Annotated in this window: 19 protein-coding genes; 14 read left to right on the forward strand and 5 right to left on the reverse strand. The window is 71.4% G+C overall.

Going from position 1 to position 22,590, the window contains the following annotated elements:
• Positions 1 to 38: 38 nt before the first annotated feature.
• The 8 genes from ACZ79I_RS12310 (at position 39) to ACZ79I_RS12345 (ending at position 10,397) form a co-directional block, all read left to right on the forward strand.
• Positions 39 to 1,196, forward strand: coding sequence for a mandelate racemase/muconate lactonizing enzyme family protein (locus ACZ79I_RS12310; protein WP_471496903.1), 1,158 nt, complete (start codon positions 39 to 41; stop codon positions 1,194 to 1,196).
• Positions 1,193 to 2,197, forward strand: a complete 1,005-nt coding sequence (locus ACZ79I_RS12315) for a zinc-dependent alcohol dehydrogenase (protein WP_471496905.1) — start codon at positions 1,193 to 1,195, stop codon at positions 2,195 to 2,197. Before ACZ79I_RS12310 ends, ACZ79I_RS12315 begins: the two co-directional genes overlap by 4 nt.
• 121 nt (positions 2,198 to 2,318) lie before the next feature.
• Positions 2,319 to 3,284 carry a hypothetical protein gene (locus ACZ79I_RS12320; RefSeq protein WP_471496907.1) on the forward strand — a complete coding sequence of 322 codons (966 nt, stop codon included), beginning with the start codon at positions 2,319 to 2,321 and terminating at the stop codon, positions 3,282 to 3,284.
• A 165-nt stretch (positions 3,285 to 3,449) separates the two neighbouring features.
• Positions 3,450 to 4,559: a multiple monosaccharide ABC transporter substrate-binding protein gene (gene chvE, locus ACZ79I_RS12325; RefSeq protein WP_471496908.1), complete on the forward strand. Its 1,110-nt coding sequence runs from the start codon at positions 3,450 to 3,452 to the stop codon at positions 4,557 to 4,559.
• Positions 4,560 to 4,599: 40 nt separating this feature from the next.
• Positions 4,600 to 6,150: a multiple monosaccharide ABC transporter ATP-binding protein gene (gene mmsA, locus ACZ79I_RS12330; protein WP_471496910.1), complete on the forward strand. Its 1,551-nt coding sequence runs from the start codon at positions 4,600 to 4,602 to the stop codon at positions 6,148 to 6,150.
• Positions 6,147 to 7,391 carry a multiple monosaccharide ABC transporter permease gene (gene mmsB / locus ACZ79I_RS12335; protein WP_471496912.1) on the forward strand — a complete coding sequence of 415 codons (1,245 nt, stop codon included), beginning with the start codon at positions 6,147 to 6,149 and terminating at the stop codon, positions 7,389 to 7,391. Before mmsA ends, mmsB begins: the two co-directional genes overlap by 4 nt.
• A 53-nt stretch (positions 7,392 to 7,444) precedes the next feature.
• Positions 7,445 to 8,593 carry an aldose epimerase family protein gene (locus ACZ79I_RS12340; protein WP_471496914.1) on the forward strand — a complete coding sequence of 383 codons (1,149 nt, stop codon included), beginning with the start codon at positions 7,445 to 7,447 and terminating at the stop codon, positions 8,591 to 8,593.
• A 178-nt stretch (positions 8,594 to 8,771) separates the two neighbouring features.
• Entirely contained in the window at positions 8,772 to 10,397 is a 1,626-nt protein-coding gene (locus tag ACZ79I_RS12345) for a pyridoxal phosphate-dependent aminotransferase (RefSeq protein ID WP_471496916.1), read from the forward strand.
• A gap of 23 nt (positions 10,398 to 10,420) precedes the next feature.
• Here the strand turns inward: ACZ79I_RS12345 and ACZ79I_RS12350 are convergent, their stop codons facing one another.
• Positions 10,421 to 10,903, reverse strand: a complete 483-nt coding sequence (locus ACZ79I_RS12350) for an ATP-binding protein (protein ID WP_471496918.1) — start codon at positions 10,901 to 10,903, stop codon at positions 10,421 to 10,423.
• Between the two features lie 145 nt (positions 10,904 to 11,048).
• Between ACZ79I_RS12350 and ACZ79I_RS12355 the strand changes: the two genes are divergently transcribed.
• From ACZ79I_RS12355 to ACZ79I_RS12375, 5 genes are all read left to right on the forward strand, one after another.
• The gene (locus ACZ79I_RS12355; protein ID WP_471504898.1) at positions 11,049 to 11,873 is read left to right on the forward strand and encodes a helix-turn-helix domain-containing protein; all 825 of its coding nucleotides are present in this window, start codon (positions 11,049 to 11,051) and stop codon (positions 11,871 to 11,873) included.
• Entirely contained in the window at positions 11,870 to 12,055 is a 186-nt protein-coding gene (locus ACZ79I_RS12360) for a DUF397 domain-containing protein (protein ID WP_471496920.1), read from the forward strand. The genes ACZ79I_RS12355 and ACZ79I_RS12360 overlap by 4 nt, the downstream gene beginning before the upstream one ends.
• A gap of 145 nt (positions 12,056 to 12,200) precedes the next feature.
• The gene (locus ACZ79I_RS12365) at positions 12,201 to 13,796 is read left to right on the forward strand and encodes a substrate-binding domain-containing protein (protein ID WP_471496922.1); all 1,596 of its coding nucleotides are present in this window, start codon (positions 12,201 to 12,203) and stop codon (positions 13,794 to 13,796) included.
• 97 nt (positions 13,797 to 13,893) lie between these two features.
• On the forward strand, positions 13,894 to 14,274 hold the full coding sequence (locus ACZ79I_RS12370; protein ID WP_471496924.1) for a hypothetical protein: 381 nt from the start codon (positions 13,894 to 13,896) through the stop codon (positions 14,272 to 14,274).
• Between the two features lie 427 nt (positions 14,275 to 14,701).
• Positions 14,702 to 17,668, forward strand: a complete 2,967-nt coding sequence (locus tag ACZ79I_RS12375; protein ID WP_471496926.1) for a beta-galactosidase — start codon at positions 14,702 to 14,704, stop codon at positions 17,666 to 17,668.
• Here the strand turns inward: ACZ79I_RS12375 and arfA are convergent.
• The 3 genes from arfA to ACZ79I_RS12390 are packed head-to-tail and all read right to left on the reverse strand — an operon-like array spanning position 17,665 to position 20,834.
• Positions 17,665 to 19,191 (reverse strand): arabinosylfuranosidase ArfA, encoded by a 1,527-nt coding sequence (gene arfA, locus ACZ79I_RS12380; protein WP_471496927.1) that lies wholly within the window; start codon positions 19,189 to 19,191, stop codon positions 17,665 to 17,667. The two genes, ACZ79I_RS12375 and arfA, sit on opposite strands and share 4 nt — an antisense overlap.
• A gap of 27 nt (positions 19,192 to 19,218) precedes the next feature.
• Positions 19,219 to 20,064, reverse strand: a complete 846-nt coding sequence (locus ACZ79I_RS12385; protein ID WP_471496929.1) for an SMP-30/gluconolactonase/LRE family protein — start codon at positions 20,062 to 20,064, stop codon at positions 19,219 to 19,221.
• Positions 20,061 to 20,834, reverse strand: a complete 774-nt coding sequence (locus ACZ79I_RS12390) for an IclR family transcriptional regulator (RefSeq protein WP_471496931.1) — start codon at positions 20,832 to 20,834, stop codon at positions 20,061 to 20,063. Before ACZ79I_RS12390 ends, ACZ79I_RS12385 begins: the two co-directional genes overlap by 4 nt.
• 135 nt (positions 20,835 to 20,969) lie before the next feature.
• Between ACZ79I_RS12390 and ACZ79I_RS12395 the strand changes: the two genes are divergently transcribed.
• On the forward strand, positions 20,970 to 21,575 hold the full coding sequence (locus ACZ79I_RS12395; RefSeq protein WP_471496933.1) for a hypothetical protein: 606 nt from the start codon (positions 20,970 to 20,972) through the stop codon (positions 21,573 to 21,575).
• On the opposite strand, the gene ACZ79I_RS12400 is transcribed toward ACZ79I_RS12395, so the two are convergent.
• Entirely contained in the window at positions 21,559 to 22,440 is an 882-nt protein-coding gene (locus ACZ79I_RS12400; protein ID WP_471496934.1) for an ATP-grasp domain-containing protein, read from the reverse strand. The genes ACZ79I_RS12395 and ACZ79I_RS12400 overlap by 17 nt on opposite strands.
• Positions 22,441 to 22,590: the final 150 nt, after the last annotated feature.

Raw genomic sequence — 22,590 nt, forward strand, 5'->3', positions numbered from 1 at the left:
GACGCAGCACCACGACGAGGCAACAAGGGGCAACTGCCGTGCGCATCACCGGAATCAGCACACATGTGGTCGGGACGCCGTGGCGCAACCTGACCTATGTCCAGGTGCACACCGACGAGGGCGTCACCGGCGTCGGCGAGACCCGGATGCTGGGCCACACCGACGCGCTGCTCGGCTACCTGCACGAGGCGGAGGCCAACCACATTCTCGGCTCCGACCCGTTCGCGGTGGAAGACCTCGTACGCCGGATGAAGTACGGCGACTACGGCCGCGCGGGTGAAATCGTCATGTCCGGCATCGCGGTCGTGGAGATGGCCTGCTGGGACATCAAGGGCAAGGCCCTCGGCGTCCCCGTCTGGCAGCTCCTCGGCGGCAAGGTCACCGACAGGGTGAAGGCGTACGCCAACGGCTGGTACACCACCGAGCGCACCCCGGAGGCGTACCACCGGGCCGCCCGGCAGGTCATCGCCCGCGGCTACCGGGCCCTGAAGATCGATCCCTTCGGCACCGGCCACTTCGAACTGGACCACGAGCAGACCCGTTACGCCGTCTCCCTCATCGAGGCCGTCCGCGACGCCATCGGTCCGGAGACCGAGCTGATGCTGGAGATGCACGGCCGCTTCTCCCCCGCCACCGCCGTCCGGCTCGCCCGCGAGCTCGCGCCGTTCGCACCGGCGTGGCTGGAGGAGCCGGTCCCGCCGGAGAACCTCAAGGCGCTGCAGAAGGTCGCCGCGAAGACCGACATCCCTCTCGCCACGGGCGAACGGATCCACGACCGCATCGAGTTCCGCGAACTCTTCGAGGACCAGGCCGTGGACATCCTGCAGCCCGACGTCGGCCATATCGGCGGCATCTGGGAGACCCGGAAGCTGGCCGCGACCGCCGAGACGCACTACATGCTCGTCGCTCCGCACAACGTGGGCGGGTCCGTCCTCACCGCCGCCTCCCTCCAGGTCGGCTTCACCTCCCCCAACTTCAAGATCCTGGAGCACTTCAACGACTTCGCCGACGCGGAGATCAAGAAGGTGGTCAAGGGGGCGCCGGAGGTCGTCGACGGCTACTTCCACCTCTCCGACGCCCCGGGGCTCGGCGTGGAGCTGGACACGGACGCGGCGGCGGAGTTCCCGCAGCAGCAGGCCCGGTTCGACCTGTGGTCCGAGGGCTGGGAGCAGCGCAGGCCGAAGGGGGCGAAGTGAGCACCGCGGTCGTCGTCGAGGCGCCGGGCACCCACCGCCTGGTGCCGCACGAGCCGGTCGCGCCCGGCCCCGGCGAGGCGCTGGTCCGCGTCCACGCCGTCGGCATCTGCGGCAGCGACCGCGAGGTCTACCAGGGCAACCGGCCCGAGGGATATGTGCGCTACCCGCTCGTCCCCGGCCACGAGTGGTCCGGCACGGTGGAGGCGGTCGGCGCGGGGGTGCCCGAGGCGCTCACCGGCCGCAAGGTCGTCGGGGAGGGCTTCCGCAACTGCCAGGTCTGCGACCGCTGTCACGCGGGCGAGACGACCCTGTGCACGGCGGGGTACGAGGAGACCGGTTTCACCCGGCCGGGCGCGATGGCCCCCACCCTCACCCTGCCGGCCCGTCTGCTGCACGTGCTGCCGGACGGCGCGGACCTGACGGCGGCGGCCCTCCTGGAGCCCGCCGCCTGCGTCGCGGCCGCCGCGCTGAAGGCGGACGCGCGGCCCGGCGAGCGGGTCGCGGTCGTCGGCACCGGCACGCTCGGCATGTTCGCCGTGCAGTTCCTGAAGGCGGTCTCCCCCCTCGACCTGCTGGTCGTGGGGACGCGCCGCGACCGCGAGGCGCTGTCCCGGCGGTTCGGCGCCACCAGCTTCCGCACACGGGACGAGGAGCTTCCCGACGACGTCGACGTCGTCATCGAGACCGCCGGGTCCGCGTCCGCCGCGCGCACCGCCGCCTCGCTGCTCCGGCGCGGGGGACGCCTCGTCCTGACGGGCATCCCGGCCCCGGGCGCGGAGGGCCTCGACCCGACCGTCCTGGTGGTGCGGCAACTGGAGGTGCACACCGTGTTCGGGGCTCCGCCGGAAGCCTGGGCGCACGCGGTGCGGGTCTTCGGCGCGGGACTGCTCGATCCCCTGCCGCTGGTCACGCACGAGCTGCCGCTCGCCGAGTTCCCACAGGCCATCGAGCTGGTGGGGGCGGGCGATCCGAAGGTCGGGAAGATCCTGCTGCGGCCCTGACACCTGCGAGCCGTACGCCGGTGCGGGGCGACCTGACGGGTTCCGCACCGGCGTACATCCCGGCCCTTCCACACCCTCAGCCGCGAACCTCGTCCGAAATACCGAACATGAAGGACACCTTGTGATCGACTCCGCTACGGCAGCCCGCAGGCCCGGTGAGCAGGCGCTCGCCGCGCTCGGCCTGGGCGCGCCCGCCCTCTCCCCCGCCGACGCCTCGCCCCACACCTTCCCCGGGGGCGGCCGCTGGCGCACCGAGGTCCCCTCGTGCGAGGGACCCGAGGCGCTGGCCGTGGTCCTCAAGGAGTCCGCACGGCTCGATGTGCCGGTCCACCGGATCAGCCAGGGCAGCGGCGTGTGGATGCTGACCGACTCCGAGATAACCGAGATGGTCGAGGCGACCGGCGAGCGCGACATCGAACTGTGCCTGTTCACCGGGCCGCGCGGCACCTGGGACATCGGCGGCTCGGTGCGCTCCGACTCGCACGGAGCCGGGCTGCGGGCCCGCGGTCACGACGCCGTCGCCGGCTGCGTCGAGGACGCCGTACGGGCCACGGAGCTGGGCGTGAAGTGCCTGCTCGTCGCCGACGAGGGCGTGCTGTGGACCCTGCACCGGGCCCGGGAGAAGGGCATCATCCCGGCGGACACCACCCTCAAGGTGTCCGCGCTCGTCGGCCCGGTCAACCCGGCGTCGTACTCCGTCCACGAGCACCTGGGCGCCGACTCGATCAACGTGCCCAGCGATCTGACCCTCGGTCACCTCACCGAGATACGGCGGGTCTCCGCCGCCCCCATGGACATGTACATCGAGACCCCCGACGACCTCGGCGGGTACGTGCGGATGTACGAGGTCGCCGAGCTGATCCGGCGCGGCGCACCGCTCTATCTGAAGTTCGGCCTGTCCAAGGCACCGGGGATCTACCCCTACGGCGCACATCTGCGGGACCTGACCCTGGACACGGCCCGGGAGCGGGTGCGGCGCGGCCGGCTCGCCCTCGATCTGCTCGCCCGGCACGGCGCGGACGGCGACATGGCGCCGCTCGGCTCCCGGCTGCCCGGGCCGCTCAACCGCTTCCCCACCGGCGACTGACGACCGCCGGGAGCACCCCGTCCCTCCCCACCCCGTCCCTCCCCACCCCGTCCCTCCCCACGAACGCCCCTCCCCACCCCGTCCCGCCCCACGAACGCCCCTCCCCACCCCGTCCCTCCCCACGACGCCCCTCTCCACGACGACAAGGAACAAGGACTGATCACCATGCGCACTCGCAGAGCCGCTCTCGCCGCGATAGCCACAGCCGCCTCCCTCGCCCTCACCCTGACCGCCTGCGGCCAGAACAGCTCGGGCGGCAGCAAGGAGGACAAGGGCAGCGCCAAGGGCGGCACCATCGGCATCGCGATGCCGACCAAGTCCTCGGAGCGCTGGATCTCCGACGGCAACAACGTCGTCAAGAACCTCCAGGCCAAGGGTTACCAGACCAAGCTGGTCTACGGCGAGGACGACCCGGACACCCAGGTCTCGCAGATCGAGAACCTGATCACGCAGGGCGTCAAGGGCCTGATCGTCGCGGCCATCGACAACAAGTCCCTGAACAACGTGCTCCAGGAGGCCGCCGACCAGAACATCCCGGTCATCGCCTACGACCGGCTGATCCTCGGCACCAAGAACGTCGACTACTACGCCTCCTTCGACAACAGCAAGGTGGGCGAGCTGCAGGCCACCTACATCGTCGACAAGCTCGGCCTGAAGAACGGCAAGGGCCCCTTCAACATCGAGCTGTTCGCGGGCTCGAACGACGACAACAACACCAAGTACTTCTTCAACGGCGCGATGAGCGTCCTGAAGCCGTACATCGACAGCAAGAAGCTGGTCGTCCGCTCCGGCCAGACCGCGCTCAACAAGGTCACCACCCTGCGCTGGGACGGCGCCACCGCGCAGAAGCGCATGGACGACATCCTCACCTCCTCGTACAAGACGGGGCGGGTCGACGCGGTCCTGTCGCCGTACGACGGCATCTCCATCGGCATCCTGTCCTCGCTGAAGTCGGACGGATACGGCTCCAAGAGCAAGCCGCTGCCGGTCGTCACGGGCCAGGACGCGGAGCTGGCCTCGGTGAAGTCGATCATCGCCGGCGAGCAGACGCAGACCGTCTACAAGGACACCCGCAAGCTCGCCGAGGTCGCGGCGAGCATGGTCGACGACATCCTCAACAAGAAGAAGCCGCAGGTCAACGACACCAAGACCTACGACAACGGCACGAAGGTCGTGCCCGCCTACCTGCTGCAGCCGGTGAGCGTCGACAAGACCAACTACGAGGACGTCCTGGTCAAGGGCGGCTACTACACCGACGCCGAGCTGAAGAAGTAACCGCCGCGTCCACCGACCCCAACCACTGGAAGGCACGACCATGGCGGGACCCGTCCTGGAAATGCGCTCGATCGTCAAGACCTTTCCCGGTGTCAAGGCGCTGTCGGACGTCACATTGACGGTCCGTCAGGGCGACGTCCACGCCATCTGCGGAGAGAACGGCGCCGGGAAGTCCACCCTGATGAAGGTGCTCTCCGGCGTCCATCCGCACGGCACCTACGAGGGCGAGATCCTCTTCGAGGGGGAGGTCTGCCGCTTCAAGGACATCCGGGCGAGCGAGCAGCACGGCATCGTCATCATCCACCAGGAGCTGGCGCTGGTGCCGTACCTCTCCGTCGCGGAGAACATCTTCCTCGGCAACGAGCACGCCACACGCGGCTTCATCAACTGGAACGAGACCCTCAGGCACGCCACGGAACTGCTGCGCCGCGTCGGCCTCGACGAGCACCCGGAGACCCGGGTCGCCGACATCGGTGTGGGCAAGCAACAGCTCGTGGAGATAGCGAAGGCGCTGTCGAAGTCGGTGAAGCTGCTCATCCTCGACGAGCCGACGGCCGCCCTGAACGACGAGGACAGCGGCAAACTCCTCGATCTGATCCTGGAGTTGAAGAAACAGGGCATCACCTCGATCATCATCTCGCACAAGCTGAACGAGATCCGCCGGGTCGCCGACTCGGTGACCATCCTGCGCGACGGCCGCACCATCGAGACCCTCGACGTGAAGGCGCCCGAGACCACCGAGGAGCGGATCATCGCCGGCATGGTGGGCCGCGACCTGGACCACCGCTTCCCCGAGCGCACCCCGCACCACCCCCAGGAGGGTGCGGCCCCGGCGCTGGAGATCCGCAACTGGACCGTGCTGCACCCGATCGACCAGCAGCGCAAGGTGGTCGACGATGTGTCGCTCCAGGTACGGCGCGGGGAGATCGTCGGCATCGCGGGCCTGATGGGCGCCGGGCGCACCGAACTGGCGATGAACGTCTTCGGACGCGCCTACGGCCGGTACGCGGGCGGCACCGTCCTCAAGGACGGCACACAGATCCGTACCAGGACCGTCGCCGAGGCGGTCGCGCAGGGCATCGCGTACGTCACCGAGGACCGCAAGCACTACGGCCTCAACCTCATCGACACCATCAACCGGAACATCTCGCTGACCGCGCTGCACAAGGTCGCCGGCCGGGGGATCGTCGACGAGCACGAGGAGCGGCAGGTCTCCGAGGGTTTCCGCACCTCCATGAACATCAAGGCGCCGACCGTCTTCGAGCCGGTGGGCAAGCTGTCCGGCGGCAACCAGCAGAAGGTCGTCCTCAGCAAGTGGATCTTCGCTGGTCCGGACGTGCTGATCCTGGACGAGCCCACGCGCGGTATCGACGTGGGCGCCAAGTACGAGATCTACACGGTCATCGACCAACTGGCCGCCCAGGGCAAGGCGGTCGTCTTCATCTCCTCCGAGCTGCCGGAGCTGCTCGGCATGTGCGACCGCATCTACACGATGGCCGCGGGACGGCTGACCGGTGAGGTGCCGCGGGCCGAGGCCACGCAGGAAGTGCTGATGCGCCAGATGACGAAGGACAAAGAGGTAACGCGATGAGCACGGATGTGACCGCCAAGACCCCGGCCCCCGCGCCGCCGGGCGGCAGCGGAGCGGCCTCGGGCAAGGGCCTGCTCCACCTGATGCTGACCGGCCTGCGCCGCAACATGCGGCAGTACGGCATGCTGATCGCGCTCGGCCTGATCGTGGTCCTCTTCGAGATCTGGACCGGCGGGGACCTGCTGCTGCCGCGCAACGTCTCCAACCTGGTGCTGCAGAACAGCTACATCCTGATCCTCGCGATCGGCATGATGCTGGTCATCATCGCGGGCCACATCGACCTGTCGGTCGGTTCACTGACGGCTTTCGTGGGCGCGTTCGCGGCCGTGCTGACGGTCAGCCACCACGTGACGTGGCCGGTCGCCGTGGTGCTGTGCCTGCTGGTGGGCGCGGTGGCGGGTTCGGTGCAGGGCTTCCTGATCGCATATCTCGGCATACCGTCGTTCATCGTCACCCTCGCCGGGATGCTGCTCTTCCGCGGGCTGACGGAGATCCTGCTCAAGGGGCAGACCCTCGGCCCGTTCCCGGACGGGCTGCAGAAGATCGGCAACGGCTTCCTGCCCGAGGCCGGCCCGAACACCAACTACCACAACCTCACGCTGCTCCTCGGCCTCGTCCTGACCGCCGCCGTGGTGTGGCAGGAGGTACGCGACCGGCGCCGGCAGCAGGAGTTCGCCCTGGATGTGCTGCCCGGCCGGCTGTTCGCGCTGAAGCTCGTCGCCCTGGTCGCCGCGATCCTCGTCCTCACCCTGCTGCTCGCCAGCTACAAGGGCGCGCCGATCGTGCTGATCGTCCTCGGCCTCCTGGTGGTCGGCTACGGCTACGTCATGCGCAACGCCGTCTTCGGCCGCCACATCTACGCGATCGGCGGCAACCTGCCGGCGGCGAAGCTGTCCGGTGTCAAGGACAAGCGGGTCACCTTCCAGGTGTTCCTGAACATGGGCGTGCTCGCGGCCCTGGCGGGTCTGGTGGTCGCCGCCCGCCTCAACGCGGCCTCGCCGAAGGCGGGCGTGAACTTCGAACTCGAGGCGATCGCCTCGTCGTTCATCGGTGGCGCGTCCATGAGCGGCGGTGTGGGCACCGTCCTCGGCGCGATCATCGGCGGTCTCGTCCTCGGCGTGCTGAACAACGGCATGAACCTCCTCAGCGTCGGCACCGACTGGCAGCAGGTCATCAAGGGCCTGGCCCTGCTGGTGGCGGTCGGCTTCGACGTGTGGAACAAGCGCAAGTCCGGTTCGTAGGTCAGCTCGGGCCCCGCCGCCCCGGCGGGGCCCCTCCGTTACGGGAGCCGCACATGGAACTGAGCAGACGCACGGTCATCGCGGGTACGGCGGCGGCGGGAGTCACCGCCGCCGGCATCGGCACGGCGCAGGCAGCCCCGGGAGGCGGGAAGCCGGTGAAGGAGCTCTTCGGCACGCTCACCGACGGGACGAAGGTGTACCGCTGGTCGCTGGAGAACGGCGGCACGCGCCTGAAGGTCCTCAGCTACGGCGGCATCGTCCAGTCGCTGGAGATCCCGGACCGGCACGGCCGGTACGCCAATGTCTCACTGGGCTTCGCCGCCATCGACGACTACGTGGCGAAGAGCCCGTACTTCGGCGCCACCATCGGCCGCTACGGCAACCGCATAGCCGAGGGCCGGTTCACCCTGGACGGCACGACCCACCAGCTGTCCGTCAACGACGGCGTCAACAGCCTGCACGGCGGAGCCAAGGGCTTCGACAAGCGGGTCTGGGACGTCGAGCCGTTCACCAAGGGCTCCGACGTCGGTCTCGTCCTGCACTACACCAGTGTCGACGGCGAGATGGGCTACCCGGGCACGCTCAGGACGAAGGTGACCTTCACCCTCGACCGGCGCGGCGACTGGCGCATCGACTACGAGGCCACCACCGACAAGCCGACCGTCGTCAACCTCACCAACCACACGTACTGGAACCTGGCGGGCGAAGGCAGCGGCGGCATCTACGACCACGAGCTCACCATCGCCGCCAGCCGCTACACGCCCACCGACGCGGGCCTGATCCCCACCGGCGAACTGGCCCGGGTCGCGGGCACCCCCTTCGACTTCCGCAGGGCCAAGCCGATCGGCCGGGACATCCGCGCCGGCCATCCCCAGCAGGTCACCGCCAAGGGCTACGACCACAACTGGGTCCTCGACAAGGGGGTCACGGCGCAGCCGGAGCACATCGCGACGCTGCGGGACCCGCGCTCGGGACGCACCCTGAGGATCGCCACCGACCAGCCGGGCCTGCAGTTCTACTCCGGCAACTTCCTCGACGGCACGCTGGTGGGCACCTCCGGGCACACCTACCGGCAGGGCGACGGCCTGTGCCTGGAGACGCAGCACTTCCCGGACTCGCCGAACGAGCCGTCGTTCCCGTCCACCGTGCTGCGGCCGGGGCAGACGTACCGCACGACGACGATCCACTCGTTCGGCGTGTGATCGTTCGGCGCCTGACGCGTCCGCGGTGGTTCCGGTTCCCGAAGTCACACCGTCTTCACACCCGTTGAACGGCGCCCCCGCCGTATCCGTATGACCGGGTGGCCCGTGCTCCCCCGCGCGGGCCACCCACAGACGACGGACCCGCCTGCCCACCGGGTCCGCCCCATACGGAGGTTCCATGGCCGACAACGTCACCTCGCTGTTCCGCGGCAACGGGGCGCACAGCCCGTCGATGGCGGCGCTGACGCGGGAGGGCGGCGACGGGACGGGCCCCGTGGACTTCTGTATTCCGTGCAACCCCTACTTCCCCACGCCCGCCATGTTCGACGAGATGGCGGGCCGGCTGCGCGAGATCGTCACCTACTACCCGAGCAGCGCCGACACGATCACATCCGAGCTGTGCAATCTGCTCCAGCTTCCGCCGCAGTGCGTCGCGATGGGCAACGGCTCCACCGAGCTGATCACCTGGATCGACCATCTGCTGGTCCATGAGTCCCTCGCCGTCCCCGTCCCCACCTTCGGCCGCTGGACCGACCAGCCGATGGAGACCGGCAAGCGCGTCGACATGTTCCCGCTGCAGGAGTCCAGCGGCTTCGCGCTGGACCTGGGCCAGTACGCCGAGTTCATCCGCAAGCGGGGCACCCGCGTGGCCGTGGTCTGCAACCCGAACAACCCCGACGGCGGATTCGTGCACCGCCAGGCGCTCGTGCAGTTCATGGACGCGATGGCCGACCTGGACCTCATCGTGATCGACGAGTCGTTCCTGGAGTTCGCCGACGCGGAGAACGAGCCGAGCGTCGTCCAGGACGCGGTGATGCGGCCCAACGTCATCGTGCTGCGCAGCCTGGGCAAGAACTTCGGTCTGCACGGCATCCGCTTCGGCTATCTGGTCGCCAACCCCGCGCTCGCGGGCAAGGTCCGCTCCATGCTGCCGAAGTGGAACCTGAACTCCTTCGCCGAGCACGTGGTGTTCATGCTGAAGGAGCACGGTGCCGAGTACATGGAGAGCCTGCACCAGGTCCGCCGCGACCGCCTGGACATGGCCCGCCAGCTCGCCCAGCTCCCCGGTCTGACGGTCTACCCGTCGCAGGGCAACTTCCTCTTCGTGCGCCTCCCCGTGGGCGCCGAGGGCACCGTGGTCCGCGACCGGCTGCTGACCGAGCACCGGATCCTGGTCCGCGAGTGCGGCAACAAGATCGGTTCATCCAGCCGCTTCCTGCGGCTCGTGGTGCGCCCCGAGGTGGACGTGCGTCGCCTGGTGTCCGCCCTGGAACAGGTGCTCTACGGGACCAGGAGGGGAGCCGCCGTACCCGAGCTGGGCACAGGGACCAGCTACAGCTCGGGTACGGCGGCCGTCGACCGGCTGGTCAGCCAGACCAACGGGGCGGGCGTCATGGGCCTCGCCTCCCAGGCCGCGGCGATGCCCCTGGCTCCCGGCTCGGCCCCGGCCCCTGCCCCGGCGCCGGCCCCCATGCCCACGCCGACCCCGCTGCCGGCGCCGCCCGCCCCCGCCCCGATGCCCGCACCGATGCCCGCCCCGATGCCCGCCCCGGCGGCCGCGGCCCTCGCGACACCGCCGGGGTACGCCCCGGGATACGCCCCGGAGTACGCCCCGGCCGCGGCCCTGCAGCCCGTCCCGCAGACCGGCCTGCCCGGACTCGCGGCGGCCGCGCAGAACCGCCGCGGCATGCCCGCCGCGGGCGGCCTCACCGCGGCCCAGGTCCGCGGCCGCACCCAGCCGGAACCGGTCCCCGAGCCCACGGGGTGGCCGGCGGCGGGCGCGATGTACAACCAGGTGGGCTGAGCCGGCCGCGCCGCGCGGAGGGGTCAGACCGGGTGAGCCCTGACGAGGGACAGCCAGCCCGGTACGTCGACCTCGGCGCGCACGGTCTTGCCGGGCGGCGGGTCCCGGTCCACCACCTCCCAGCGGGCGGCGAGCGCGTCGACGAGGAGCAGCCCGTGGCCGGTCTCGGCGAGGGACGGCGGTTGCCGTAGATCGCCGGGGCCCGGCGGGTGCGGCGGCCCGCCGCGGGTGTCGCCGACCTCGATGCGGACGCTTCCCGTGACCAGGGAGAGCCGCAGCTCGAAGTCCCGCCCGGGAACGCGGCCGTGAGTGACCGCGTTGACCGCCAGCTCGGCGACGATCACGGCGATCCGGTCGGAGGCGTCCGTGCCGTGCGGGATGCCCCAGGTGTTCAGCTGGTTCAGGGCGAGGTGGCGGGCGAGCCGGGCTCCGCGCGCAGTGGCGCTGAAGCGCTGGGTGAACACACGTACGGTAACCGGGCGTTGGGGGGTGGGTGGTGCGGTCATGCGCCCAATCTGACGGTCCGGAGGCCCACTTCACCAGGTCGGCGCCACGTACGCTGCCGCGGCGTACGCGATCACGGACTGGACGGTACCCGTCACGTGCCGTGACCATGGGCGCGGGAGGTGGCCGACGGTGGTCGATGGCGCGATGGGAACGGGCGGCGGCGAACCGGAGTCCTCGGACAGCCTGCGGACGTTCGGGGCGGTGGTCCAGGCACTGCGGGAGCACGCCGGGCTGAGCCGTGAGGAGTTCGGCGAGCTGGTGCGGTACTCCAAGCACACGGTGGCATCGGTGGAGCTGGGGCGCCGCATGCCGGACCCGGCGTTCGTGGAGCGGGCGGAGGAGGCGCTGGGGAACACGGGGGCGTTGCGGAGGGCGGCGGAGTTCCTGTCGCGGCAGCCGGGGTTGGCGGCTTGGTTCCGGCAGTGGGCGCGGCTGGAGGCGGCGGCGATCACGTTGTACACGTACGAGTGCCGGTTGATTCCGGGGTTGTTGCAGACGGAGCGGTATGCGCGCCAGTTGTTCGTGGACCAGTTGCCGCCACTGACCGATGAGCAGATCGAGAATCACTGGGCCGCGCGTGCCGAGCGACAGCGGTTGCTGTGGGAACGCGCCAACACCGCGTTCAGCTTCATCCTGGAAGAGCACTTGTTCCGGCGGCGCACAGGCGGCGCACAGGCCACCCGCGGACTCATCGATCACCTCTTGGAGATCGCTCAGTTGCGTAACGTCGAGATCCAGGTCATGCCGCTGGTTCGCGAGTCGCACGCCGGCCTGCACGGGCCCATCCGTCTGGTGGAGACCCCGGAGAACCGGTGGTTCGCCTACAACGAGGGGCAGGAAAGCGGCCACCTCATCTCCGACTCAAAGGTGGTCAGCGTGCTCCAGAGGCGATATGCCAGGATGCGTGCGCAGGCTCTTACCTTCGAAGACTCCGTGAGCCTGTTGGAGCAGATGCGGGGAGCGCTATGAGCATGTCCGAACTGGCCTGGTTCAAGAGCAGCTACAGCAGCGGCTCCGGAGACGACTGCGTCGAGGTCGCCCGCACCCCCGCCACCATCCACGTACGCGACTCAAAGGACAGGCAGGGCGCCCGGCTCGCCGTCACACCCACCGCCTGGACCGAGTTCCTCACCTACGCGGCCCGGGTCTGATTCCCGTCGGCTCCGGGCGAACCGCGGGTGTCCGGAATGACGCCCCGGTGAATTCGAGCTGACGGTCCGTCGATTCCTCGCCACGCAGGGTGCCGAGGCCATCACCATGGCCTCCCCATCCACCCGCGTGTTTCGGGAGTCGGCCGTGAACGGCTTTCCCTGGGAGTTCTCCTTCGCCGTCCTCGGCCTGGCCGTCCCCGTGGTCGCCGCGCTGTGGGAGTTCGTGCTCGCCGGACGCAAACGGCTCGGCTACCGCGTCCAGATGGACACCACCGCAGGGGACGCGGCCGCCTCTCCGTACGCGGGAGTGCTCCGGCAGATGGAGCGGACGAACGGGTCACCGCTGCGCGACCCGTCGTTCGTCCTGCTGCGGATCGAGAACAGCGGCTGGGCCCCGATCGTCGAGGACGACTACCTGGCGCCCGCCGGGGGCCCGGTGGGCATCCGGATCAGATGCCGGGGCCGCCATGTCGTCGGCATGGTCGTCACCGAGCTCAGCCGCGGCGAGCTGCGCGGTTTCTTCACCCCGCCCGGCGGGAACCGGGCTCCCGCGCGCCCCGTCCCCGGCCTCGGGGTCGCCGACGGTCTCATCGAGCTGCCCAAGGTGAAGCTCAACCGCCGCGACCACTACAAGGTGCTGGCGGTCCTGGAACGCGAGGAGGGCTTCGCCGACGAGACGTACCCCGATCCGGAGGTCGTCGCGAGCATCGTGGGCGGGGTGCGCGGCGGGTCCGTCAGGAGGACCGAGTACTACCCGTTCGCCTCCCGCCCGGTCAGGGTGCTGCTCGCCGTGCTGGTGCTGGTGGGCGCCGTCCAGTCACTGCTGACGTTCACCAGGGACGACGCCAAGGCCGCGCCGCTCGACTGCGCCAAGGGGACGCTCACGCTCTCCGGCTCCACGGCGTTCGCGCCGATACTGCGGGAGGCCGCGAAACAGTACGAGAAGACGTGCCCCGAGGCGCACATACCGATCGGCGACGACACCTTCCAGGGCAGCGTCGCGGGACTCGACTCACTCGCCTCCGCGGGCGCGAAGGCGAAACCGGCCGGTGGTCAGGGGATGGGCGACCGGCTGGCGTTCAGCGACGGACCCAAGAGCGACGGCCGCCCGCAACTGCTGCCCAGACCCGTCGCGCTGTCCCTGTTCACCCTGGTGGTGAGCGAGGACGCGGGGGTCCAGGACCTGTCCCTGAAGCAGGTCAGGGACATCTACGCCGGGAAGATCACCAACTGGAGGCAGCTGAAGGGGAACGACGTCCCGATCCACCTGGTCAGCCGCCACCCCGGCTCCGGCACCCGCACCACCCTCGAGCGCCAGGTCCTGGCAGGCAGGACGCTGCCCTCGGTCACCGTGAACGACTGCGCGGCCTTGGACGCCGCCAAGCCGGGCCGCTGCGAGGTCAGCGACACCATGGCCCTCCTAAACACCGTGGCCTCGACCCGCGGTGCCCTCGGCCACAGCGAGGTCGGCGCCGCCACCGCGCACACCGGCATCCGGCTGGTGCGCATCGACGGCTACCCGGCCACGCTGGCGGGCGCCGACGAGGGCGCCTACCCGTACTGGCAGACCGAGTACGCGTACACCTACGGCGAGCCGCCCGCGGACTCCCTGGCCGCCGGCTTCCTGCGCTACCTGGCCAACGAGGTCGGCAAGGACATCGTCCGCGCCCACGGCGACCGCCCCTGCGCCGAACTGGCCAAGCCGCTCCTGTGCCGCCCCAGCCGGGCCGGCTCGGACTGACGACGGGTTCATCCAGCCGCTTCCTGCAGCTCATTGTGCGTCCGCACCGACATCGCGGTGATGCCCACCCCACGGATTCCGCTGCAAGACTGGGCTCATGCCGAAGAAGCGAACACCCGGCACGACCTTCGCCGAGTTGGTGGCCTCCCTGGAGCACGGTGGAGGGTCCGATCCGGGCATCGGCGAACTCTCGCCCGCGAGTTCGGGCGAGCTCGTCGACGGACAGGGCTGTCTTTGGACGAAGAACCGGGGACCGCTCGACGCCCGGCTGGCTAGACGACTCGTGCACGGCGCGGACGAGATGATCCTGGGGGAAGGTGCCGGGGAGGTGCTGCGACCGGTGCCGACCGACGGGCGCGAGGAGGCGTGGGTCTTGATCAAGGCCCGGCTGGACCCTCCCGAGCCGGGAACGTACCGGGCGTACGACTTCCGCTCCGAGGACGGTCGTGTCCTGCTCTACATCGAGGAGTCCTGCTGACGCCCCACCGCTGACACGAAGCTATCCGCAGGGCGGAAACCGGTACCTCAAGACACAGGCCGATGCCCAAGCGAGTCGCCCTTCTCCCTCCATCAACCGGGGTCACCCGGCCTCCCCACATCATCAGACACGGCAGCTGTAGTTCTTGATCAGGCTGGTCGTGTCATGTCGTGACGGCGGCGGTGAGGTTGTTCCAGCGGCGGTGTGCTTCGGCCGCGCGGTGCTGGCGTTCGCCGCGCGGCCGAAGCACACCGCCGCTGAAACACATAGTTCATGTAATCGCGTCACCGCGACGCCACCCCGGCGCACGGCCGTCCCCTGGGTGCCGCCCATATCGCGTAATCCGCCCGTGCCGCGGGCCTCATGGCACCGTCGCAGGGCCGTGCCGGGGGAACAATGACGGCACCCGCGCCCCGAGGAGACCGTCTTGGTGTTGAACCGACGCACGTTCGGCGCGCTCGCCGGCAGCGCCGCGCTCGGCCTCTCGCTCGGCGGGAGCGGCGGGGTGGGCGCCGCGGCCACCGCGCCGTCCGGGCCCGCCCCCGGACCGCCGGGCGCGGACGGCCGGGCGCACACGGTCGGCTTCGACCGGTACTCGCTGATCGTCGACGGCGGGCGGCTCGTGCTGTGGTCGGGTGAGGTGCACCCGTTCCGGCTGCCGAGCCCGTCCCTGTGGCGGGACGTGCTGCAGAAACTGCGTGCGTACGGCTACAACGCGGTCAGCGTCTACGTCGCCTGGAACTACCACTCCCCCGCCCCGGGCTCGTACGACTTCACCGGCGTGCGGGACCTGGACCTGTTCCTGCGCACGGCCGCCGAGACGGGGCTGTATGTGATCCTGCGCCCGGGCCCCTACATCAACGCCGAGGTCGACGCGGGCGGCTTCCCCGGCTGGCTGACGGCCACCCCGGGCACGGCCCGCACCTCCGACCCGGCGTATCTGTCGTACGTGGACGAGTGGCTGACCGCCGTGGACCGGATCGCGGTGCGGCATCAGTACACCAGGGGCACCGGCACCGTCGTCCTCTACCAGCTGGAGAACGAGTACGCGAACCACGTCACCGCGCCGGAAGGCCGCGCCTACATGGCACACCTGTACGCGAAGGTCCGCGCCGACGGCGTCGACGTGCCGCTCTTCCACAACGACAAGGGCAGGAACGGCTACTGGACCCCGGGCTCGTTCGACACGGGCGGCGAGCGCGGGCGCTGGCTGTACGCCTTCGACGGCTATCCCTCGCCCTCCCGGACGCCCCCGGACTGGGGGTACTTCGGCCCTGGGGGGACGAAGGGCGGGTCGACCGCGAGCCCGAGCACGCCGGGTTTCCTGGCCGAGTTCGGCGGGGGCTGGTTCGACCCGTGGGGCGGCGTGGAGTTCGGCGGCAAGGGGTACGCGGAGTCGCGCCGCACCCGGGACGCGGCGTACGAGCGGCGCTTCTACCTGACCAACCTCGCCAACGGCATCACCGTCCACAACGTCTACATGACCTTCGGCGGCACGTCGTGGGGCTGGCTGCCCGCCCCGGTCGTCTACACCTCGTATGACTACGGGGCCGCCCTCGACGAGGCCCGCCGGCCCACCGCGAAGCTGGTCCCGATGCACCAGCTCGGGCATCTGCTGCAGAGCGTGCCCGAACTGGCCGCGCTGGACCGGGCGGAGGACATCGATGCCGGCGGCGGACCGGGGCTGCGGGCCTACCACCTCGTCCATCCGGACACCCGGGCCCACGTCTGCGTGCTGCGCAACGACACGTCCGCGGAGATCACCGCCGCCGTCCCGCTCGCCGGGACGACCGTCCGTGTGCCCGTCCCCGGGCGCGACGCCCGGCTGCTGGCCACCGGGATCTCCCTCGGAGCACGGACGCTGCGGTACTCCACCGCGCAGCCCATGCTGCGGCTGACCGCCGGGCGCCAGGACATCGCCGTGTTCACCGGGCGCGCCGGCGAGGCGACGCGGACCGTCCTGGAGTGCGCGGACCGGCCCGCCGTCACGGTGCTGGAGGGAGACGCACGGCACGCGTACGACGACGGCGCCCTGCGCGTGGACGCCGGCCTCGGCGGGCTCACCCGGGTGCTGGTGCAGGACGGGGGCGTGGCACGGCCGCTGCTGCTCCTGCTCGCGGACGACGAGACGTCCGTGCGGCTGTGGCGGCGCGACACCCCCTCGGGCGCGGTGCTGGTGTACGGCCCCGCGCTGCTGCGCACCGCCTCCCTGCGCGGCACGACCGCGTATCTGACCGGTGACACGGTCGAGGAGGCGGACCTGGAGGTGTGGGCGCCGCGCGGGGTGGGCGAGGTCGTCTGGAACGGGGTGGCGCAGGCGGTGCGCCCCACCCGCTGCGGCGGTCTGCGCGCCGTGCGCCGGCTGCCGGGCGCGGGACCGGTCCGGCTGCCCGCGCTGACCGGGTGGCGCCGCAGGGAGGAGAACCCGGAGTCCGCCGCCGGCTTCGACGACTCGGCGTGGCGGGCGGCCGACCTGACGTCCTCGTACAGCACGACTCCCGTGCCCGACGGAGGGCCTGTGCTCTTCGCCGACGACTACGGCTTCCACTACGGGGACGTCTGGTACCGGGGCCGCTTCGAGGGCGCGCCCGGCGCCGGGTCCGTCTCGCTGGCGTACGTCACGGGCACGCAGGGGCTGCTGATGGCATGGCTCGACGGGAAGCCGCTGGGCACCCACCGGATGCCCGTGCCGGACGAGGACACCGTGCGCAAGGGCACCTGGGAGGCGACGGCGACGTTCCCGGTGGCGGCGACGGCGCCCGGCCCGCACGTCCTGTCCGTCCTGGTGCGCCGGATGCAGCACGACGAGGACGGGCGGGCGGACGACACCCACAAGGCCGGGCGGGGGCTGGTCTCCGTCACCTTCGACGTCGGCGTCAACGGCGCGCCGCCCGCGGTGCGATGGCGCATCCAGGGCGAGACGGCCGCCGACCCGGTGCGCGGCCCGCTCAACAACGGCGGCCTGTACGGGGAGCGGCAGGGGTGGCATCTGCCCGGGTTCGCGGACGGCGGCTGGCAGTCGGCGGCCCTGCCGCGCGCGGACCGGCGGCAGGGTGTGGTCTGGTACCGGACGCGGTTCCGGCTGGCCGTCGACCCCGGCACGGACGCGTCGATCGGGCTGACCCTGGAGGACGACCCGGCCCGCGCCTACCGGGTGCAGATCTTCCTCAACGGCTGGAACATGGGCCAGTACATCAACGACGTGGGCCCGCAGCACACCTTCGTGCTGCCGAACGGGGTGCTCGACACCCGGGGCACCAACACGCTCGCGCTGGCGGTCCTCGCCGACGGGACCACCGCCTCGGGGCCCGGGAAGGCCGGGTTGACGCTGCTGGGCCGGGCGGCCGGGGGAGTTCTCGTGTCACCGGTGCACTCCCCCGGCCGGGCGGGCTAGCGGAGCCGGATCACGTTCCAGGACAGGGGCTCCAGGAGCGTGCTCAGCACGCCGTCCCGCAGGTGGGTGCCGGGCACCTGGTGCGGGGTCACCCGCTCGGGGTCGGCGAGGGTGTTGCCGGCGTCGGGGTCGGCGTCGGCGAGCGCGGTGTGCTCGACGACCGACGTCAGGCCGAGGCCGCCCAGGGCGACTTCGAGGGGCAGGGGCCCGGTGCGGCCGCGGTTGACGGCGAAGACGGTGACGGAGCCGTCCTCGGCGCGCACGGCGGTGGCGTGCAGCAGGTCGGTCTCGCCGTACCTGCGCGTCTCGTACGTCGGCGAGTCCACCCGCACGTCGAGGACCGTGCCGCGGCCGTACGCCGAGGCGTGCGCGAAGGGGAAGAAGGTGGTCTGGCGCCACGCCGGTCCGCCCGGCTCGGTCATGATCGGCGCGATGACGTTGACGAGCTGGGCGAGGCAGGCGACGGTGACCCGGTCGGCGTGCCGGAGCAGCGCGATCAGGAGCGAGCCGACGACGACGGCGTCGGTCACGCTGTAGGCGTCCTCCAGCAGGCGCGGGGCCTCGGGCCAGTCGCCCGGGTCGGCGGACCGGGCGTGCTCCTGCCAGCGGGACTGGTACCAGACGTTCCACTCGTCGAAGGAGAGGCTGATCCGCTTCGTGGACTTGAGTCTCGCGCCGACGTGGTCGCAGGTCGCGATCACGTTCTCGATGAAGGACTCCATGTCGACGGCGGAGGCGAGGAAGGAGTCGACGTCGCCGTCGGCGGGTTCGTAGTAGGCGTGCAGGGAGATGTGGTCGACGAGGTCGTAGGTCTCGGCCAGCACCGTCGCCTCCCATGCGGCGAAGGTGGGCATGGACTGGTTGGAGGAGCCGCAGGCGACCAGTTCCACGGACGGGTCGATCTGGCGCATGGCGCGGGCGGTCTCGGCGGCGAGCCGGCCGTACTCCGCCGCGGTCTTGTGGCCCGTCTGCCACGGGCCGTCCATCTCGTTGCCCAGGCACCACAGCCGGATGCCGAACGGGTCCTTGTGGCCGTGCGCGGCCCGCAGGTCCGACAGGGCCGTGCCGGAGGGGTGGTTGGCGTACTCCTGGAGTTCCAGGGCCTCCGCGACTCCGCGGGTGCCGAGGTTGACCGCCATCATCGGCTCGGTGTGCGGGCCGAGCCTCCTCAGGAAGGCGATGTACTCGCCGAGCCCGAAGCGGTTGGTCTCCGTGGAGTGCCAGGCGAGGTCCAGGCGGCGGGGGCGCTGGTCGACCGGTCCGACCGAGTCCTCCCACTTGTAGCCGGAGACGAAGTTGCCGCCTGGGTAGCGCACGGCCGTGACACCGAGTTCGCGGACCAGCTCCAGCACGTCGGTGCGCAGGCCGGTCTCGTCGGCCGCGGGGTGGTCCGGTTCGAAGATCCCGGTGTAGACGCAGCGGCCGAGGTGCTCGACGAAGGAGCCGAAGAGCCGGGGGTCGACCGTGCCGACGGTGAAGGCGGGGTCGAGGGTGAACCGGGCGGCCTGCGCGGTGCGGGACATGGGGGTCCTCTCGGTTCCGGGACGGGGTCAGCCGGCGAACGGGGGCTGCGGCAGGCCCTTTCCGGCGTCGGGGAGCACGAGGACGGAGCCGGAGAGGGGATGCGGCGCGTCCAGGCCCGTACGGGCCGTGGTGATGTACAGGTCGGTCAGGCCCGCGCCGCCGAAGGCGCAGGCGGTGGGTCGGCGCACGGGCAGATCGAGGACCCGGTCGAGGCGACCGGAGGGCGTGTAGCGGTGGATCGCGCCACCGTCCCACAGCGCCACCCACACGCAGCCGTCGGCGTCCACGGTGAGCCCGTCCGGGAAGCCGCGTTCGACGTGGGCCAGCGGCCGTCGGCCCACCGGCAGCCCGTCGTCGCCCACGTCGAAGACGTCCACCCGCCGGGTCGGCGAGTCGATGTAGTACATCAGCCGTCCGTCGGGGCTCCAGCCCGTGCCGTTGCTGACGGCGACGTCGTCCAGCACGGTGCGGACCGTGCCGTCGGCGGTGATCCGGGACAGGGTGCCGCCGCCCGGCGCCTCGTCGTAGCGCATGGTTCCGGCCCACAGCGAGCCGTCGGGGGCGACGGCCGCGTCGTTGCCGCGACGGCCGGGTACGGGTTCGCGGTGCAGCCAGCGGAAGCCGGCGCCACCGGGGCCGTAGAGGCCCACGCCGTCCCGGAGGTTGACGACCAGTCCGCCGCCCGCGCGCGGTTTGGCGGCGCCCACGTGCTGCTCGGTCGCCATGACGGTGCGGCGCCCGGAGGCGGGATCGTAGGTGTGCACCCGGGAGCCGAGGATGTCGATCCAGATCAGCCGCTGCGCGTCCGGGTCCCAGGTCGGGCCCTCGCCGAGGGCGGCGTGCTCCCGTACCGCGATCTCGTATCCCGTCATCCCGCGCTCCGGTGGCCGAGGCGCTCGGACAGTTCGCCGGCGCCCTTGGCGGCGAGCTGCTCCAGCTCGGCGCGGCGCTCGTCGCTCCAGCGGATCATCGGTACGGAGATGGAGAGCGCGGCGACGACCTGCCCGGTGCGGTCGCGCACGGGCGCGGCGACGCAGCTGACGTCGGGGTTGGACTCGCGGCTCTCCACGGCGATGCCGCGGGTGCGGATCTCGCCCAGGGCCTCGCGCAGGGCCGCCGGGTCGGTGATGCTGTTGGGGGTCATCGCGGCCAGTTCGGTGCCGTCGGGGATACGCGCGGCCAGCTCCTGCTCGGGCAGGGACGCGAGGAGCATCTTGCCGACCGAGGTGCAGTGGGCGGGCAGCCGGCGGCCCGCGGCCGACACCATCCGCACGGCGTGCGTGGAGTCGACCTTGGCGATGTAGATGACGTCGGTGCCCTCCAGGATGGCCACGTGCACGGTCTCGTCGCAGGTCTCGGCGACGGACCGGGCGACCTGCTGGCCCTCGGCGGCGAGGTCCAGTTGTTCGGCGTAGCGGCTGCCGAGCTGGTACGGGCGCACGCCGAGGCGGTAGCGTCCCGGCTGCCCCGGCACCTGGACGATGTACGAGCGTGCGGCGAGCGTGGTGACCAGTTCGTGCACGGTGGTGCGCGGCAGCTGCAGTTTGCGCACGATGTCGGGGGCGGAGAGCGTCCCGTCCCCGTCGAGAAAGAGCTCCAGGATGTCGAGAGCCCGGGTCACGGCAGGTACGAGGCGTCCCACGACCGGCCCCCTCTCTGTATGTTCGAAATTTCAACTCACGATCGGCATGACGAACACAGGCTAGTCATAGTGGCTCAGCCGGGCAATGGTCGTGCGGTGCGTGCGGTGCGTGCGGCCGGCGCGATGTCCGGGAGGATGGAAAGCATGCCGTCCGCGAAACGCCCCGCCAGCCCTTTCACCCCACTCGACTTCCAGCTGGTGCTGCTGCGCCGCATGGCGGACCACAATCCGGCCCTGGTCGACGGGGCCCGCCGTGAGCTGGGCGTACCGATCTCCCGGATGCGTGAGGCGAACCGCCGCTGGCAGGCCATGCTGCACTCCCCGCGCGCCCGCTCCTCCGTGTCGCGCTACCGCTCGGTCCTGGGCGAGCCCGAGTCGGCGGCGCCCCGCCGGATCGGCGACCTGGCCTGCGAGGCCCTGCTGTGGCCGGTCCCGCTCTGGCCCGACCTCCGCTTCGAGGTGCTGGTGGCGCCGAACGGAGTGGTGTGGAACGAGTGGCTGGTCCGGGCGCCGGGCGCACCCGCCCGTGCGCCGGCCACCGTCGAGGACCTGACCCCGTGGTCCTGCACGGTCGACGAGGCCGCCCGCGCCTTCGCCCCGGCCCGCCCCCTGGAGGGCACGGCGCCCACCCGGTGGGGCCTGGCCTTCACCGCCCCGGACGCGTCGGGCGTGCGGCACGCGTGCGCGGCGGAGTTCACCTGGGGGCTGCTGCAGCGGGTGGCGGTCAGCGGGCGGCCGTGAGGATCGCGGCCGCGACCGCCTGCGCCGACCCCGGGTGCAGGGTGAGGAACAGGCTCGGCTCGATGAGCTCCAGCTCCATCACGCACGGACGCCCGTCGGCGTCGTCCACGAGGTCCACGCGGGCGTAGAGCAGTTCCGGCGCGCCGGGCACGGCGGCCAGGGCCCGCTCGGCGACGGCGAGTTCGTCCGGGGCCGGGGTCCACGGCTCCAGACGCGGGTGGGCCACCTTGCGCTCGTCGTACGGCGTGCCGGGCGCCAGGACCGCACCCTTCCGGCTGGCGTGCAGGAACCGCCCGCCGAAGAACTGCAGCGCCCGCTCCCCGGTGGCGTCGATCCCCTTCGCGTAGGGCTGCACCATCGCGGTGAACCCCTCCGCGTGCATCCGCGCGAGCTGCCGTACGGCGGTGGCGTGCTCCCCGGGCAGGTAGCGGGCGGCGAACCGGGCGCCCGCGCCCGAGGTGGGCTTGATGACGTACTCGTGATCGCGGGGCAGACCGGCGGGGTCGCCGGGGGCGATGTACCGGGTGGGCACGACCGGGACGCCCGAGGCGGCCAGATCCCCGAGGTAGCGCTTGTCGGCGTTCCAGCGCACCACGTCCGCGGGATTGGCCAGCCGGGTGGCCGTGCCGCAGCGCTCGGCCCAGGCGGTGAACTGCGCGGCCCGCCAGCTGTAGTCCCAGGTGGAGCGGATCACGGCCAGGTCGTAGGCGGCCCAGTCGGCGCCCGCGTCGTCCCAGTGCACGACGTCGGCCTCGGCACCGGCCGCCCTCAACTCGCTCAGGAGCGACGGCAGGTCGCGGTCCACCGCGACCTCCGGCCCGGGGCGGCAGGTGACGAGCGCCACGCGGGCGGCGGTGTGGGCCACGGCTGGACTCCTGTTCGGGCGACGATTCCAGCGCGCAGGCTAGCAACGGCCCCGCGAGGAGCGGCCGGAGGGACGGGACGGGCGGCCGGCGCATCCACGACCACGGCACCCGTTATCCACCGATTCAGCTGATCCATTCCCATCACCCGT

The organism is Streptomyces sp. PSU-S4-23, from assembly GCF_055632315.1.